Source organism: uncultured Pseudophaeobacter sp., from assembly GCA_905479575.1.
Lineage (GTDB): Bacteria > Pseudomonadota > Alphaproteobacteria > Rhodobacterales > Rhodobacteraceae > Pseudophaeobacter.
The window spans coordinates 15,460-30,958 of the sequence record CAJQNB010000011.1 but is presented as its reverse complement, the minus strand read 5'-3'; the positions used below and the strand labels follow the sequence as shown (position 1 = coordinate 30,958).

The window sequence follows — 15,499 nt, the reverse complement described above, 5'->3', positions numbered from 1 at the left end:
AAAGACCTCGTCCTGGTTGGGCAGGTTCGCGCCGCCGCTGTCGACCAGATAGACGCAGGGCAGTTCGCATTCCTCGGCGATCTCCTGGGCGCGCAGGTGCTTCTTGACGGTCATCGGGTAATAGGTGCCGCCCTTGACGGTCGCATCATTCGCCACGACCATCACGTCCTGACCATGCACGCGGCCGATCCCCGCGATCACCCCGGCACCCGGGGCCGCGCCGTCATACATGCCATGGGCCGCCGTCGCGCCGATCTCCAGGAACGGGCTGGCTGGGTCCAGCAGGTTCGCCACCCTTTCGCGCGGGGGCATCTTGCCGCGGCTGACATGGCGTTCGGTGGCCGCCGCACCCCCGCCCGCGGCGGCCTGGTCTGCGGCCTGGCGCACCGTGTCCAGCAGGTCCAGATGCGCCTGCCGATTGGCACGGAACTGGTCGGAGGAGGGCAAGGCCTGGCTGGTCAGCTTCATTGGGGAACCTCTGGTTGGGGCCGGACGGTCATTCGGCTTCTGCCAGCGCGCGCAATTCGCGGCGCATGACCTTGCCGGTGACGGTCATCGGCAGGCTGTCCAGAAACGCGATTTCGCGTGGATAGGAATGGGCGGCGGATTGGCGGCGGGCATGGTCGCGCAGCTGATCGGCCATGGCGTCATCGGCGGCAAAGCCGGGGCGCAGGACGACATAAGCCTTGACGATCTGGGTGCGCAGGGCGTCGGGCTTGCCGATGACGCCCACCTGGGCCACGGCGGGATGGCGCAGCAGGCAATCCTCGATTTCCGAGGGGCCGATGCGGTATCCGGCCGACGTGATCACATCGTCGTCGCGGCCCACGAAATGGATATGGCCGTCACGGATGACACCCTTGTCGCCCGTCACCATCCAGTCGCCGCGGAATTTTTCCGCCGTCGCCTCGGGGCGGTTCCAGTATCCCAGCATCATGCTGGCCGCCCCGCGTCGGATGGCGATGTCGCCATCCTGCCCATCGGGCAAGGGACGGCCCTGATCATCGATCACCGCCACATCGCATCCCGGGACCGCCTTGCCGATCGCGCCTGGCTGGGCCTGGAACATCCGCCCGGCCCCCGACGCGACCATGTTGCATTCGGTCTGGCCATAGAATTCGTTGATCTGCAGGCCAAAGGCACCCTGCCCCCATTCCAGCATCGGCGCCCCAAGCGTTTCCCCGCCCGACGCGACGCTGCGCAGGCCGGGCAGGTGGATATCGGCGGCCTTCAGCATCTTCAGCGCGGTCGGCGGAAAGAAGATGTTGCGGATCTGACAATCGTCGACCAGTCGGGCCACCGCGGCGGGATCGAATTTCGGCATCCGCGCCGCCACGACCGGCACCCCAAGCGCCAGCGCGGGCATGGCCACGTCGAACAGCCCGCCGATCCAGGCCCAATCGGCGGGCGTCCAGATGACGTCGCCGGGCTGGCCCAGCAGATCGTGGCTCATCTCGACGCCGGGCAGATGGCCGGTCAGCACGCGGTGGCCGTGCAGCGCGCCCTTGGGCGCCCCTGTCGTCCCCGAGGTATAGATGATGACCGCCGGATCATCGGGTCCGGTCGGGTGTGAGGGAAACGCCCCTGCGCCTGGCAACCCGTCTTCGGGCACGATCACCCGCAGGTCGGGAAAGGCGCGCAGCATCGCGCGGCCTTCGACATCGGCGATGACCGTGCTGATGCCGGCGTCGTTCAGGCGCAGGGCCAGCGCCTCGGGGCCGAACAGCTTGAACAGCGGGACCGAGATGGCGGCCGATTTCCAGATCGCCAGATGTGCGGCGGCGGTCCAGGACGATTGCGTCCGCAAGACGCCCACGCGTTCGCCCCGCGGCACGTCCAGTGCATGTGCCAGGCGGTTTGTCATCTCAACCAGCTTGCCGAAGGTCACCGGGCGGGGGCTGCCGTCATGGTCGATGATGGCCACGGCGGCGGCGTCATGGGCCAGGCATTGATCGGCCATGTTCAGGCGGGCGGGCAGGTTCCAGCGGAAGTCACGGCGCAATGCGCCATGGTCGGTATGCGTCAGCATCCGCATCTTATCGCCCTTCGGTCAGATAGGCGTCCAGCCACAGATATTGCCGCGCGGTCTGGGTCAGCATGCATTGCGTGCCGGCCGGACCCGCGCCAGTGCCGCCGCCCCAACGGCTGCCCTCATAGGAACAGGCCGCGTCGCGATAGGCGATCCAGTCGCGCTGCATCCGGCGCAGCAGGGGCGCCTGTTCGGGCGCGGCAGAGCCCAGATCGGCCATCTGAGCGTCGGCGGCCTTGGATTGCGCCATCAGCCTTTCATAGCTGTCGTTCAGCAGACCGTCCCAGTGAGACAGCTCCTGCGACAGGCAGGACGACATGCCGACTGTCGTGCTGCCTCCGGGGCCTTCCATGCAGGCCTGCGCCGCGGTGCCGATGCAGGACATCGGATCGGCATCGCCCGCCAGGCAGGCATCCACGACCGCCGGATCGGCCACCGGCATGGCATCGTCCTGCGCCATGGCCGGGCCCGTCATCGCAACCAGAACCGCCAGCGCCAGCCGCATCAGACCAACCCCATCAGTTCGCGGCCGATCAGCATGCGGCGGATCTCACTGGTGCCGGCGCCGATCTCCATCAGCTTGGCGTCGCGGAACAGGCGGCTGACGACGCTGTCGTTCAGGAAACCCGCGCCGCCCATGGCCTGAACGGCCTGATGCGCCTGCACCATCGCCTGTTCGCTGGCATAAAGCACCGCGCCCGCGGCGTCCTGACGGGTGACCTTGCCCGTGTCGCAGGCCCGCGCGACCTCATAGACATAGGCGCGGGCGGTGTTCAGCGCGACATAAATGTCGGCGATCTTGCCCTGCATCAGCTGGAAGTTCCCAATGGGCTGACCAAACTGTTTGCGCTCTGCCAGGTAGGGCATCATTTCATCCATACAGGCGGCCATGATACCGGTGCCGATGCCCGCCAGAACCACACGTTCATAGTCCAGACCGGACATCAGAACCTTGACGCCCCTGCCCTCTTCGCCCAGCACGTTTTCAAAGGGCACTTCACAGTCTTCAAAGATCAGCTCGGCGGTGTTGGACCCACGCATGCCCAGCTTGTCAAAATGCGGCGAGGTGGAAAAGCCTTTGAAATCCTTCTCGATGATAAAGGCGGTAATCCCCTTGGAGCCCGCATCCGGGTCAGTTTTGGCATAGACCACCAGCGTGTCGGCGTCAGGACCATTGGTGATCCAGTACTTATTGCCGTTCAAACGATAGTGATCATTGCGCTTTTCCGCCCGCAGCGACATCGACACCACATCCGAACCGGCGCCTGCTTCGGACATCGCGAGGGCGCCAACATGCTGACCGGAAACCAGGCCCGGCAGGTATTTCTTTTTCTGCTCATCCGTGGCGTTCAGCTTGATCTGATTGACACAGAGATTGGAATGCGCCCCATAGGACAGCGACACAGAGGCACTGGCCCGTGCCACTTCTTCCACCGCAACCGTATGGGCCAGATAGGACATGCCCGCGCCGCCGAACTCTTCCGGTACGGTGATGCCCAGCATGCCAAGCTCCCCCATTTCCGTCCACAGTTCCGGGGGGAATTCGTTCTTCTGGTCGATTTCCTGCGCCATCGGTTTGACACGGTCCTGCGCCCAGCGATGCACCATGTCACGCAGTGCATTTACCTCATCCCCAAGATCGAATTGCATGCTTGCATTGAACATTGCCCGCTCCCTTTTCCAAGCTATCTGTCAAATTATCTGAACACCTGTTCATTTACTAGCCGCAAAGGTCGATTCGGGTCAATCCCCAGCCCTCCGGTCTTTGCCGCACTGGACAAAACACCACAGCCAGAGCGCAAAGCCGCCCCGCAGGCGCTGCTGCGCCAGTAGTGGCCGCTGATCAGGGTTTTACGGACAGCGGCGGCAGCCTGCTCTCAAAGATTGAGGATTTCACAATAGAGGTATGGGTCTCGGCCCGGTCATGGAACGGCAGTAGAATGTCATCCAATTCGGCCACATCCGCCAGGGCCAGACGGGCGACATAACAATCATCGCCAGTGACACGGTCACAGGACATGAACCGCGGCTGCTCCTGGATCATGCGCTCCACCATATGAAGCTGGCCACTGCGTGGCTTGATCCTAACCTGGGCCTGAATGGTATAGCCCAGCTCCCGAAGATCCAGCCGGGTGCCAAAGCCGAGAATATAACCGGTATCTTTGAGCCGCCGCAGCCGTTCACCCACTGCGGGACCAGACAGCCCTACCTGCTTACCAATATCTGACAGGCTGGCACGGCCATCACCATCGAGAATCTCGATAATGGCGCAGTCAGTTTGATCCAGTAATTTCGACATGAAGGCAGGTTAGAAAGATCGGCAACGTTTTGAAAGCTCTTTGTCTCATCCGCCTTTGCCATGCCGGGGACAAAGCCGCTGCAGATGCCTAGATTCTCCCTATCAAACACACAGGAGATACCCATGGACGTGCAACGCATTGCAGCATTCAGCACAGGCCCCGAGGGCGGCAACCCCGCCGGCGTGGTTTTGCTACAGGAAGATCTGGCAACAAAAGATATGGCGCGCATCGCGGCAGAGGTCGGCTATTCGGAGACCGCCTTTGCGGTGGCCAAGGATGACACCGGGGACGCCTGGCGGGTCCGGTGCTTTTCACCCGAATCCGAAGTTCCCTTTTGCGGCCACGCGACAATTGCCCTGGGCGCAGCCCTTGGCCAGCATCACGGCGCCGGAACCTACGCGTTAGAACTCAACAACAGTGCAATTACGGTGGATGCAACCCCCGCCGACGACGCTATGGACAGTGCAATGATGGCGACGCTGTCTTCGCCCCCGACCAAAAGCAGCGCAATCCAGCCGCAGGAGCTTGAGGATGCGATGGCGTTGTTTGGCCTCACAAGCGATGATCTTGACCCGCGCCTGGCCCCAGCGCGTATCCATGGTGGAGCAGATCACATCCTGTTGCCTCTCAAGAACCGCGCCACCCTCGCCGCAATGAGCTATGATCTGGATGCGGGGCGCCAGGTCATGCGCCAACATGAGCTGGTGACGATCATGCTGGCCTATATCGAAACGGATCAGACCTTTGTTGTGCGCAATGCCTTTGCTTCGGGGGGCGTTCTGGAAGACCCCGCCACTGGCGCCGCAGCCGCAGCCTTTGCCGGGTATCTGCGGGACGCCGGCTGGCCACATGGTGGCGCGCTGACCATTCGCCAGGGCGAGGACATGGGCAGCCCTTCCCTTATCCATGTGCCACTGGATGACACCACTGGTGCATCAGTTCGGGTCTCCGGGAGCGCCCGGGCAATCGGGTAACAATCCGGTAAAAAGGCGACACAGATCAGGAAAGACCGGGCATTGCGGGTGCGCCGGTCTTTTCTTTACATTTTGGGAACGGTCCTAGGGATGCTATTGCGCCCTCAAGCAGCTAACAGGCAAAATACCTATCCTGGCCGGGCTACCCCGCCTGATAGACCGTCCCCACCTCAGAGCGAATGATCCGCGCAATCTGCGCGCAGTCTTCCAGGCTAAAGGTCAGCGGCACCCGCATATCCAGGATTGCCGCCAGAATGCGGTCACTTTTGGGCAGGCTCTGTGCCGCCGCATAGCGCCAGCTGTCATAGCGCGAGGTAAAGCCCGCAGGCTCGGCGCCGCCAAACCATTTGAGCTCAACCCCGCGCCGCGCACAACGGCTGATCACTTCGGCGATGCTGTCTGCGCTCCAGTCCAGCAACAGAAACTGAAGCGACGAGCCGACATAGCGCTCTGCCTGCGGGCGCTCCACCAGCGTCAGGCCGGGCGTGTCGCGCAGCCCCGCCTCAACGGTCTGGTAGCGGGCGTTCCAACGCTCCACCTGACGATCCAGATCGGCCAGTTGCGGCCGCAGGATTGCCGCGCGCAGATTGTCCATGCGGCCGGAAATATTCGGGGTCTCATACTTCACCCGCTCAAAGACCTCAGGACCGGGCGCGGCGAGGTGGCGCTCATAAAGCATATAAGAGCCCGAGAGCATGATGGCGCGGGCCGCGACCTCTGCATCGTCGGTGATCAACAGGCCACCTTCACCGGAATTCACATGCTTATAGGTTTGGCAGGAATAACAGCCCACGGCCCCCACCCGCCCTGAGGCGACACCGTTCCAGGCCGCACCCATGGTATGGGCGCAATCCTCGATGACGGTGATGCCAGCGGCGTCGCAGATCTGCATCAGGCGATCCATGTCGCACAGATGACCGCGCATGTGGCTCAGCATCAGCACCGAAGCCTGATCCGCCTTGGCCGCCAGATCCTCCAGATCAATGGTCAGCTCTTCTGTCACCCCAACAAAGACCGGCGTGGCGCCCACAGCCGCGATGGATCCCGGCACCGGCGCCAGGGTAAAAGCATTGGTCAGCACCCGATCGCCGTGCTTTACACCAATCGCGCGCAGGGCCGTGGCCAGGGCATACCCCCCCGAGGCCACAGCCAGACAGTATTTTGCCCCGACCTGCGCGGCAAACTCCTGCTCCAGCAACGCTGTTTCGCCCAGCTCTGCCTCAGTGACATTATAGCGATGCAAGCGCCCGTGGCGCAGGACGTTCAAAGCGGCCTCGATGGCTGCCTCGGGAAGTGCTTCTTGTTGGGTGAAGCTGCCGGTAAATTTCTCGCTCATGACCCGTTTGTGAGCCGCCGCCCGCCGAGGGTCAAGGGGAACAATTCCACCTGCAGCACCGCTGACAGGGTGCGGGATCAGCCAATCAAGCGGGCGACCACCTCCGGCAGATCCTCATAGCGGTCCAGCAGCGCCTCGGGGTTCAGCGCCGCCATATCACCGCCGGCAGGACCAAAGGTAACCAGCACCGACGGCACCCCCGCATTGGCCGAGGTATTGCGGTCGGTGTCACTGTCGCCAATCAAAATGGTGCGGGCCGGATCGCCCCCTGCCCGGCGCGCTGCCTCAAACAGCGGTTCGGGGTCGGGCTTTCGCACCGCCAGCGTATCCGCCCCAACCAGTGAGGCAAAGGCCTGCCGCACCCCCAGCGATCGCATCAGCTGCTCGGCCAGGGCTTCGGGTTTATTGGTGCAGATGCCCACGCCGTAGCCCGCCTGTTTCAGGGCTTCAACCGCCTCCATGGCGCCGGGATAAAGGTAGCTGTGGTGGTCAATCGCATCGCGGTAGGCCTCCAGCAACACCGGGTAGTAGTCCTCGACCTTTTGGGGATCATAGATACCGGCCCGTTTCATCCCTGCCGTCAGCATCATCTTGCCGCCGCGCAGCGCCGTGGCCGCATCCCCAGGCTGGGTCAGGATATCACCCAACCCCATATGGCGAAAACAGGCATTGGCCGCCGCCAAAAGATCCCCGGATGTATCCGCTAAGGTCCCATCAAGATCAAAGATAACTGTACGCATATTGCCTCCGTTCGGCGCCTTTTCGCTGCCCTTTATTGCAAGCCGCAACCTTCTTTGATGGCAGATTGGCTTGCACCTTTGCTGTTAGCGGATAGAACGGGGGCGTTAAAAGTCAAAGAGAAAACTGATAATGAGCACTGCCCTTGTCGTCCTTGCCGCAGGCAAAGGCACCCGAATGAATTCTGATATCCCCAAGGTTTTGCACCCTATTGCCCAGGGCTCGATGCTGGAGCACGCTCTGGCCGCTGGTCGCGCCCTGGATCCTGAGCGGGTGATTGTCGTCGCCGGGCACGAGGCCGAGGCGGTCCGTGCCGCCGTAGCCGAGATTGACGAGAATGCCGAAGTTGTGTTGCAGGAAGAGCAGCTTGGCACCGCCCATGCGGTGGATCAGGCCCGCGCCGCGCTGACAGGCTTTAGCGGCGATGTTGTGGTGCTTTATGGCGACACGCCCTTTGTCAGCGCCGAAACACTGGAACGCATGGTCGCCGCGCGGGCGCAGGCAGATCTGGTGGTGCTGGGCTTTCACGCCGCAGACCCGGCGCGCTATGGCCGCCTGCTGATGCAGGGCGACAGCCTGGAACGCATTGTCGAGTTCAAAGACGCCTCAGAAGCAGAACGCGCCGTGGATTTCTGCAACTCCGGCCTGATGGCCTGTGATGCGGATCTGATGTTTGATCTGCTGACCAAGATTGGCAATGAAAACGCCTCCGGTGAATATTATCTCACCGATCTGGTGGAACTTGCCCGCGCCCAAGAGCGCTCGGTTACTGCCATTGCCTGCGATGAAAGCGAAACCCTGGGGGTGAACTCGCGCGCGGATCTGGCCGCTGCGGATGCGGTTTTCCAGACCAAAGCCCGGGCTGAATTGTTGGATCTGGGTGTCACCCTGATGGCGCCCGAGACGGTTTACCTGGCCTTTGACACGGTCATTGGCCGCGACACGGTGATCGAACCCAATGTGGTCTTTGGCCCCGGTGTCACCGTGGAAAGCGGCGCTGTCATTCGCGCCTTTTCACATCTGGAAGGCTGCCATGTCAGCCGTGGCGCCAAGGTCGGTCCCTATGCCCGCCTGCGCCCCGGCGCGGAACTGGCCGAAAACACCCACATCGGCAATTTTGTCGAAATCAAAAACGCCGAAATCGCCGAAGGTGCCAAGGTCAACCATCTGAGCTATATCGGCGATGCCTCGGTGGGCAAGGAAAGCAATATTGGCGCTGGCACCATCACCTGCAACTACGACGGGGTGATGAAACACCGCACCAAAATTGGTGCCCGCAGCTTTATCGGCTCCAACACATTGCTGGTGGCCCCCGTCACCCTGGGCAATGAAACCATGACCGGTTCTGGCACGGTGGTAACCAAAGACGTCGAAGATGGCGCGCTGGCGCTCTCACGCACCCGGCAAGAGAATAAGCCCGGCTACGCCTATAAACTGATGGACATGCTGCGCGCCAAAAAGGCCCGGCTGACAAAAGGATCTGAGTAGATGTGTGGTATCGTTGGTGTTCTTGGTAAACATGAAGCGGCTCCCATTCTGGTCGAAGCCCTGAAGCGGCTGGAATATCGCGGCTATGACAGTGCAGGCATTGCCACCGTGAACGATGGTAAACTGGCGCGACGGCGTGCCCTGGGCAAGCTGGTCAACCTGAACGACCTGCTGGTCCACGAACCTCTGCCGGGGAAATCTGGCATCGGCCATACCCGCTGGGCCACCCACGGGGTGCCCTCGGTCAGCAATGCCCACCCGCACCGGGCCGGGGCAGTGGCAGTTGTGCACAATGGCATCATTGAAAACTATCGCGAACTGCGCGCCGAACTGACGGGCTGCGGCATCGAGTTTCAGACCGAAACCGATACAGAAACCGTGGCGCTGCTGGCCCAGCGCTATCTCTCCGAGGGCGCCACTCCGATTGAAGCCGCCAACAAGACCCTGGACCAGTTGCAAGGCGCCTTTGCACTGGCCTTTTTGTTTGACGGCGAAGACGACCTGATGGTTGCCGCCCGCAAAGGCTCACCCCTGGCTGTGGGCCATGGCGATGGGGAGATGTTTGTCGGCAGTGACGCCATTGCTTTGGCGCCGCTCACCGATCGCGTCACCTATTTGGATGAGGGCGACCGGGTCTATCTGACCCGCACCAGCATCGAGATCCGCGATGCCAACGGCGCCCTGGCCAATCGCCCGATGAAGACCATCCAGATCGACGCCTCGCAGGTCGATAAGGCGGGTCACAAGCACTATATGGCCAAAGAGATCGCCGAACAGCCCACCGTGATTGCCGAAGCCATCCGCCACTATCTGCCAGTGGGGGAAGACGCCGTGCATTTGCCCGGAGACGGCATTGATTTTTCAAAAATCGAGCGGCTGACCATGGTGGCCTGCGGCACCGCCTTTTATGCCTGCCTCACTGCCAAATACTGGTTCGAGCAGATTGCCCGCTTGCCGGTCGAGGTCGATATCGCCTCGGAGTTCCGCTACCGGGAGCCGCCCATTTCGGGCAAAACAGCGGCGCTGTTTGTCTCGCAATCCGGTGAAACCGCAGACACCCTTGCCGCGTTGCGCTACTGCGAAGGCAAAGCAGACAAGATTCTGTCCGTAGTCAATGTACCCGAAAGTTCAATCGCGCGCGAAAGCGATCTGGCCCTGCCCATTCACGCAGGTGTTGAAATCGGCGTCGCCTCGACCAAGGCCTTTACCTGCCAGCTGAGCGTTCTGCTGATGCTGGCGCTCAAGGCGGCAACGGACCGCGGCACAATCTCAGCTGAGGATCTGCAGGCACATATCTCTGCCCTGCGTGGCCTGCCCAATGTGCTGGCGGCCGGGCTGGAACAGAATGACACCATTCGTCAGGCGGCACAAAAGCTGAGCGAGGCCCGCGACGTGCTGTTCCTGGGCCGTGGTTTGATGTTCCCGCTGGCGCTGGAAGGCGCGCTCAAGCTCAAGGAAATCAGCTATATTCATGCCGAGGCCTATGCCTCAGGTGAGCTCAAGCACGGTCCCATTGCGCTGATTGACAAGCAGATGCCAGTGGTGGTCATGGCGCCAAAGGATGGGCTTTTTGACAAATCGGTCTCCAATATGCAGGAGGTCATGGCCCGCAAAGGCAAGGTGCTGTTGATCTCGGATGCGGCTGGGCTTAAGGAGGGCGGAGACGGCACCTGGGAAACCATCCAGATGCCACAGGTGCACGATAGCCTGACGCCCATCCTTTATGCGCTGCCAGCCCAGATGCTGGCCTATCACACCGCGGTGGCCAAAGGCACCGATGTGGATCAGCCGCGCAATCTAGCCAAATCCGTTACGGTGGAGTGACCTGATGACCCTTGAAGATGCCCTGAACGAGTTGAACGCAGCGTTTGAGCCCGGTCGCGCCGAACAGATGGTGAGCTACCACAAGCAAAAGCGCATCGTCCTGGGCATCCCCAATACCGCCATCAATGACATCACCAAGGGCTGGCGCCAGACCCTGACGCTGGAAGAGCGCGTCACCCTGGCAGATGAGTTGTGGAAAACAGATGTGTTTGAAGCCCGCATTGCCGCAGGCAAGCTGCTCACCCAGGCGCGGATCCAGGATGACGCGGCGGTCTGGGAGCTGCTGCAAAGCTGGCTGCCTGATTTTGACAGCTGGGCCATTGCCGATCACGCCTGCATGGCGATGCAAAAACGCCTGACCGCAGATCCCGCACGGCTGGATGAGGTCGAGGCCTGGACCACCTCTGATCACATGTGGACCCGGCGCGCTGCCCTGGTGGCCTGCCTGCCCTGGGCCAAGCTCAACAACCTCAAACCCGAAGATCAGGCCCGGCGTGACCGTATTTTAGGCTGGGCGGCCTCGTATGTGCCGGATCGCAACTGGTTCCTGCAAAAGGCCATTGCCTGGTGGGTGCGTGATCTCAGCAAACATGACGCCGCTGCCAGCCGCGCATTTCTGATTGCAAACGGTGCCGGGATGAAGCCCTTTGCCCGCAAAGAGGCGGCCAAATACCTGAAAGAGCCCATCGACTATCCCGATCTGGTGTCCCCAGTGGTTGCAGCGGAGGATGCGGCAGAGGTCGAGACCTCCGACGGCGCAGATACCAGCCAGCCGAGCTCCTGAGCTCAGCCTGCTGGCAGCACTTCGACTTCAATCAGTTCGGTCAGCGGCGCCCCAAGCGCCCGCATGGCGCCAATCGACAGCCGACCGCTAGAGCCGCCTGTGGTTGCCGGTTTCAGCGTCACGGTGACTTGTTTGCCATTGGCGCTGCGCAACCGGGCGATCTGTTGGGTTGTAACCAGGGACGTCTCCATCCACAGGCCGGGAATCGCAGGGTCCCCCAAAGAGGCCACCGTCTGTGCCCGCCCCTGGAACCGCGCAGAAACAGGCGCACTGCCCGCACTCGGGGCCAGGTCAGTCGCGCTGACCGCAGCAGGGTCCTGCACAATAGCGCCCTGTTGCAGGCTTTCATCGCTCGGAATGGCCGACAAAGGCGCACCGGGATCACGTTGCGGTGTCTGTACCGCCGCGCCGGAAGCGCCTCCCAAAATATCGGAATTCCACTGCAAGGTATTGCAACCACTCAAAAACACCAAAGGTGCCATGACAAATAATATCTGTTTCATGGGGTAAGCCTAGCTTTGACGCAGCCCTAATGCCAGCACCAAAACGCAGTCTATCCTTGCCCTAGGCGGGACTGCGCCTTAGCTATAGGCCTATGAATGCCCCACTGATTGATCCCTTCGCCCGCGCCATCACCTATCTGCGCGTTTCGGTCACCGACAGGTGTGATTTCCGCTGCGTGTACTGCATGTCGGAAAACATGACCTTTCTGCCCAAGAAGGAGCTGCTGACCCTGGAAGAGCTGGATCTGTTATGTTCCAGCTTTATCAAAATGGGGGTGCAAAAGCTGCGTATCACCGGGGGCGAACCACTGGTGCGCCGGGGCATTATGACCTTCTTTGAAAGCATGACCCGGCATCTGGACAGCGGAGCGCTCAAGGAGCTGACCCTGACCACCAATGGCTCGCAGCTGGAAAAATACGCCGACGCGCTGTTTGCTGCCGGGGTGCGACGGGTCAATATTTCGCTCGACACGCTGGATGACGACAAATTTGCCCGCGTCACCCGCTGGGGTCGGCTGCCGCAGGTTCTGCGGGGTATTGATGCGGCGCAAAAGGCCGGGCTGCGGGTCAAAATCAACGCCGTCGCCCTGAAAGATTTCAACGAGGCCGAGCTGCCCGCCATCACCCGCTGGTGCGCCGAGCGCGATCTCGATCTCACCTGGATCGAAGTCATGCCCATGGGCGAAGACATGGGGGATGAGAACCGCATCGGCCAGTTCTGGTCGCTCAAAGACGTGCGCGCCGAGTATGAAAACCACTATACTGTGACCGATCTGACGGAACGCACTGGCGGTCCGGCGCGCTATGTGCGGCTGGAAGAAACCGGCCAGAAAATCGGCTTTATCACCCCGCTCAGCCATAACTTCTGCGAAAGCTGCAACCGGGTGCGTATCACCTGCACTGGCGAGATTTATACCTGCCTTGGTCAGGAAGGCTCTGCAGATCTGCGTGCGCCACTGCGCGCCAGCCAGGATGGCACCGAGCTGCTGGAACAGGCCATCCGCGCCGCCATTGGCGACAAACCCAAAGGCCATGATTTTGACTATTCCCGGCAGCAGGTTGGCGGCACTATCACCCGCCACATGAGCCACACCGGCGGCTAAGCGGAACGTGATGAGCAAGCCTGACCAAACAGCACCGCCGACGCTGCTGTTTTACAGCTATCGCGCCTTGACCAGGCTGCTGGCACCTTTTGCCTATCGCAAAGTTGCAACAAAACTCGCGGCCCATGGGGTGAGCGACCGGCGGCAGCGCGAAAGGCTGGGTCATGCCAGCCAACCCCGTCCAGACCTTGCAGCCTCTGCGCCGCTGATCTGGTTTCATGGTGCCTCGGTAGGCGAAAGCCTGGCTGCCATCACCTTGATCAACCGATTGCACGCCCGCATACCAGCTGCACGTTTTTTACTGACCTCCGGCACGGCGACCTCGGCGGCGATGGCCGCCAAACGTCTGCCGGACTGCGCCCAGCACCAGTTTGCGCCGCTGGATTCACCCAGCGCAGTGGCCCGGTTCCTCGCCCATTGGCGCCCGGATGCCGGGATTTTTGTCGAAAGCGAGCTTTGGCCCGTGACCCTGTCGGCTGCCAAGGCAGGTGGCACCCGGCTGGCGCTGGTCAATGCCCGCCTGTCTGCCAAATCCGTTGCAGTCTGGCGAAAGAAACTGCCAACGGCGCGCTACCTGATGGGGCTGTTTGATCTTTTGCTGACCCAGAACCAACAGGTGGCCGATGATTTGCTGTCGCTTGGGGCGGATCCGGCGCGGGTGTTTCCCAGTGGCAACCTCAAGGCCGGGGCCGCCGCCCTGCCGGACTCGCCTGATCTGCTGGGGGAGATGCGCACCGCCCTTGCCGGACGTCCGCTATGGATTGCCAGCTCCACCCATAAAGGTGAAGAAGAAGCGGTGCTGGACGCCCATAAGGTGCTGTTGCAGGATCATCCCGAACTCTGCCTTTTCCTGATCCCGCGCCACCCCGAGCGCGCCGAGGAAATTGGCGCCAAGATCACCCAGGCCGGGCTGGCTTATGCAAAACGCAGCACTGGCACGGCGCTGACATCTGAAACCCAGGTCTATCTGGCCGATACCCTCGGCGAGCTCGGCAGCTGGTATGCCCTGTCCCCCATTGTATTTCTTGGTGGATCATTGCGGCCCATCGGCGGACATAACCCCTTTGAAGTTGCCCAGGCCGGGGCTGCGGTGCTCACCGGGCCGGGCTATAGCAACTTCATCGAAACCTACCCGCCGATGATTGCGGCCGGCGGTGCCACGGAAATAGGCGATGCCCGCGAGCTGGCGCAGGCAGTCGATCTGTGGCTGACCCAACCGGAGCAGCTGCAAAACGCCCGCAACGCCGCGCGCCGCTACGTGGACGAACAATCCGGCCAGCTGGATGTGGTGGTAGATCGATTGATCAGCAGCCTTGGTGTGAATGCGCCTGAAAGAACCCCATGACTGAGCTTTTTGTCACCAATTTCAACAAGAACTTCACCGGGGTCTCGGCCACGGCGGCCAATGTTCTGCGCCAACAGGTTGCACTGCACGATGTGCAGTTGGTTGGCCGCCCCCTGCCCGGCTGCCCCGCTCCGATCGCCGTCAAACGCGCCCGGCAGCTGTCGGCCACAGCCCCCAGCACCTATCCCTTTGCCATCTGGCACGTGCGCCGCAATACTGAGATGCGCGCCGCAATCTGGGCGCGCGATGTGCTGCGCCTGCCGATCCGCATTGTCTTTACCTCTGCGGCGCTGCGCCGACACTCGGCTTTTCCCCGCTGGTTGATTTCGCGCATGGATGCGGTTGTTGCCACCTCGCAAGAGGCCGCCAGCTTTGTGCCCCATGTGCGCGCCGTGGTGCCCCATGGAGTCGATACCGATACCTTTACCCCGGCCATAGATCGCCGCGCCGCCTGGCAGGCGCTGGGGCTTGGCGGCGATATAGGTATTGCCAGTATTGGCAGAATTCGCCCGGAAAAAGGCACCGATCTATTTGTCGAGGCCATGTTGCAGCTGTTGCCGCAGCTTCCCGGTGCCACGGCGCTGGTTCTGGGACGGGCCACGCGCGAGCATCAGGGCTTTCTCAAGGGATTACAGGAGCGGATCAAGGCTGCCGGTCTGACGAAACGCATTCTGTTTCCCGGTGAAATCCCCGCCGCCGACCTGCCGCAAACCATGCGGGCGCTGTCACTGGTGATGCAATTGCCCCGCTACGAGGGCTACGGCATGGTGCCTTTGGAGGGCATGGCCAGTGCTGTTCCCTTTGTTGGCTCTGAGGCAGGCTATTATCAAGTCTTTTCCGGCCAGGGGCGCGCAGGGAGAATTGTGCCGCAAGTGGCCCCAGCGGAGGCCGCAGAAGCAGCCCTGACGCTGCTACAAGACCCGAATCACTATCAGGCCATGTGCCACAACGCCCGCGAGATCGCCGTTGAAAGCTTTAGCGCCAGCCGCGAAGCCCAGGGAATCGAAGAGGTCTATCAGGCGCTTTGGGCCACAGGCTAGCGCCAAAAAAACAGGCAAAAGCCACGACCATAGGG

15 protein-coding genes are annotated in these 15,499 nt (G+C 61.8%); 7 read left to right on the top strand and 8 right to left on the bottom strand.

What is annotated here, in order from left to right; translation table 11 throughout:
- The 5 genes from QZ268_RS04360 to QZ268_RS04340 all read right to left on the bottom strand — a co-directional run.
- On the bottom strand, nt 1-468 hold a 468-nt coding region (locus tag QZ268_RS04360; protein WP_295448596.1), incomplete at its 3' end, for a carboxyl transferase domain-containing protein.
- A gap of 28 nt (nt 469-496) precedes the next feature.
- Nucleotides 497-2,035 (bottom strand): AMP-binding protein, encoded by a 1,539-nt coding sequence (locus QZ268_RS04355; RefSeq protein ID WP_295448594.1) that lies wholly within the window; start codon nt 2,033-2,035, stop codon nt 497-499.
- Between the two features lies 1 nt (nt 2,036).
- Nucleotides 2,037-2,534 (bottom strand): lysozyme inhibitor LprI family protein, encoded by a 498-nt coding sequence (locus tag QZ268_RS04350; protein ID WP_295448592.1) that lies wholly within the window; start codon nt 2,532-2,534, stop codon nt 2,037-2,039.
- Nucleotides 2,534-3,694: an isovaleryl-CoA dehydrogenase gene (locus QZ268_RS04345; protein ID WP_295448589.1), complete on the bottom strand. Its 1,161-nt coding sequence runs from the start codon at nt 3,692-3,694 to the stop codon at nt 2,534-2,536. The genes QZ268_RS04350 and QZ268_RS04345 overlap by 1 nt, the downstream gene beginning before the upstream one ends.
- A gap of 178 nt (nt 3,695-3,872) precedes the next feature.
- A complete protein-coding gene (locus QZ268_RS04340) occupies nt 3,873-4,328 on the bottom strand; it encodes an Lrp/AsnC family transcriptional regulator (RefSeq protein ID WP_295448585.1) in 456 nt (151 codons plus the stop codon).
- Nucleotides 4,329-4,451: 123 nt separating this feature from the next.
- Here QZ268_RS04340 and QZ268_RS04335 point away from each other — a divergent pair, with 123 nt between their 5' ends.
- Nucleotides 4,452-5,303 (top strand): PhzF family phenazine biosynthesis protein, encoded by an 852-nt coding sequence (locus QZ268_RS04335; RefSeq protein ID WP_349376372.1) that lies wholly within the window; start codon nt 4,452-4,454, stop codon nt 5,301-5,303.
- Between the two features lie 142 nt (nt 5,304-5,445).
- Here the strand turns inward: QZ268_RS04335 and QZ268_RS04330 are convergent, their stop codons facing one another.
- Both QZ268_RS04330 and QZ268_RS04325 read right to left on the bottom strand, forming a co-directional pair.
- The gene (locus tag QZ268_RS04330) at nt 5,446-6,639 is read right to left on the bottom strand and encodes an aminotransferase class I/II-fold pyridoxal phosphate-dependent enzyme (RefSeq protein WP_295448582.1); all 1,194 of its coding nucleotides are present in this window, start codon (nt 6,637-6,639) and stop codon (nt 5,446-5,448) included.
- A 77-nt stretch (nt 6,640-6,716) separates the two neighbouring features.
- On the bottom strand, nt 6,717-7,379 hold the full coding sequence (locus tag QZ268_RS04325; protein WP_295448579.1) for an HAD-IA family hydrolase: 663 nt from the start codon (nt 7,377-7,379) through the stop codon (nt 6,717-6,719).
- Nucleotides 7,380-7,509: 130 nt separating this feature from the next.
- Here QZ268_RS04325 and glmU point away from each other — a divergent pair, with 130 nt between their 5' ends.
- From glmU to QZ268_RS04310, 3 genes are read left to right on the top strand one after another with little or no spacing between them, the layout of a single operon-like run.
- Complete coding sequence (gene glmU / locus QZ268_RS04320; RefSeq protein ID WP_295448576.1) at nt 7,510-8,865, top strand: bifunctional UDP-N-acetylglucosamine diphosphorylase/glucosamine-1-phosphate N-acetyltransferase GlmU; 1,356 nt, start codon at nt 7,510-7,512, stop codon at nt 8,863-8,865.
- Nucleotides 8,866-10,689: a glutamine--fructose-6-phosphate transaminase (isomerizing) gene (glmS, locus tag QZ268_RS04315; RefSeq protein WP_295448573.1), complete on the top strand. Its 1,824-nt coding sequence runs from the start codon at nt 8,866-8,868 to the stop codon at nt 10,687-10,689.
- A gap of 4 nt (nt 10,690-10,693) precedes the next feature.
- Nucleotides 10,694-11,473: a DNA alkylation repair protein gene (locus QZ268_RS04310; RefSeq protein ID WP_295448570.1), complete on the top strand. Its 780-nt coding sequence runs from the start codon at nt 10,694-10,696 to the stop codon at nt 11,471-11,473.
- A gap of 2 nt (nt 11,474-11,475) precedes the next feature.
- On the opposite strand, the gene QZ268_RS04305 is transcribed toward QZ268_RS04310, so the two are convergent.
- On the bottom strand, nt 11,476-11,976 hold the full coding sequence (locus QZ268_RS04305; RefSeq protein ID WP_295448567.1) for a hypothetical protein: 501 nt from the start codon (nt 11,974-11,976) through the stop codon (nt 11,476-11,478).
- Between the two features lie 92 nt (nt 11,977-12,068).
- On the opposite strand from QZ268_RS04305, the gene moaA reads away from it, so the two are divergent.
- The 3 genes from moaA to QZ268_RS04290 are packed head-to-tail and all read left to right on the top strand — an operon-like array spanning nt 12,069 to nt 15,464.
- Nucleotides 12,069-13,079 carry a GTP 3',8-cyclase MoaA gene (gene moaA / locus QZ268_RS04300; protein ID WP_295448562.1) on the top strand — a complete coding sequence of 337 codons (1,011 nt, stop codon included), beginning with the start codon at nt 12,069-12,071 and terminating at the stop codon, nt 13,077-13,079.
- Between the two features lie 10 nt (nt 13,080-13,089).
- Nucleotides 13,090-14,424 carry a 3-deoxy-D-manno-octulosonic acid transferase gene (locus tag QZ268_RS04295; protein WP_295448560.1) on the top strand — a complete coding sequence of 445 codons (1,335 nt, stop codon included), beginning with the start codon at nt 13,090-13,092 and terminating at the stop codon, nt 14,422-14,424.
- Complete coding sequence (locus tag QZ268_RS04290; protein WP_295448557.1) at nt 14,421-15,464, top strand: glycosyltransferase family 4 protein; 1,044 nt, start codon at nt 14,421-14,423, stop codon at nt 15,462-15,464. Before QZ268_RS04295 ends, QZ268_RS04290 begins: the two co-directional genes overlap by 4 nt.
- The last annotated feature ends 35 nt before the right edge of the window (nt 15,465-15,499 follow it).

Excerpts from the sequence above, each read along its gene's own strand:
- QZ268_RS04355 (WP_295448594.1), bottom strand. The coding sequence starts at position 2,035 with ATGCGGATGCTGACGCATACCGACCATGGCGCATTGCGCCGTGACTTC.
- QZ268_RS04350 (WP_295448592.1), bottom strand. The coding sequence starts at position 2,534 with ATGCGGCTGGCGCTGGCGGTTCTGGTTGCGATGACGGGCCCGGCCATG.
- QZ268_RS04345 (WP_295448589.1), bottom strand. The coding sequence starts at position 3,694 with ATGTTCAATGCAAGCATGCAATTCGATCTTGGGGATGAGGTAAATGCA.
- QZ268_RS04340 (WP_295448585.1), bottom strand. The coding sequence starts at position 4,328 with ATGTCGAAATTACTGGATCAAACTGACTGCGCCATTATCGAGATTCTC.
- QZ268_RS04335 (WP_349376372.1), top strand. The coding sequence starts at position 4,452 with ATGGACGTGCAACGCATTGCAGCATTCAGCACAGGCCCCGAGGGCGGC.
- QZ268_RS04330 (WP_295448582.1), bottom strand. The coding sequence starts at position 6,639 with ATGAGCGAGAAATTTACCGGCAGCTTCACCCAACAAGAAGCACTTCCC.
- QZ268_RS04325 (WP_295448579.1), bottom strand. The coding sequence starts at position 7,379 with ATGCGTACAGTTATCTTTGATCTTGATGGGACCTTAGCGGATACATCC.
- glmU (WP_295448576.1), top strand. The coding sequence starts at position 7,510 with ATGAGCACTGCCCTTGTCGTCCTTGCCGCAGGCAAAGGCACCCGAATG.
- glmS (WP_295448573.1), top strand. The coding sequence starts at position 8,866 with ATGTGTGGTATCGTTGGTGTTCTTGGTAAACATGAAGCGGCTCCCATT.
- QZ268_RS04310 (WP_295448570.1), top strand. The coding sequence starts at position 10,694 with ATGACCCTTGAAGATGCCCTGAACGAGTTGAACGCAGCGTTTGAGCCC.
- QZ268_RS04305 (WP_295448567.1), bottom strand. The coding sequence starts at position 11,976 with ATGAAACAGATATTATTTGTCATGGCACCTTTGGTGTTTTTGAGTGGT.
- moaA (WP_295448562.1), top strand. The coding sequence starts at position 12,069 with ATGAATGCCCCACTGATTGATCCCTTCGCCCGCGCCATCACCTATCTG.
- QZ268_RS04295 (WP_295448560.1), top strand. The coding sequence starts at position 13,090 with ATGAGCAAGCCTGACCAAACAGCACCGCCGACGCTGCTGTTTTACAGC.
- QZ268_RS04290 (WP_295448557.1), top strand. The coding sequence starts at position 14,421 with ATGACTGAGCTTTTTGTCACCAATTTCAACAAGAACTTCACCGGGGTC.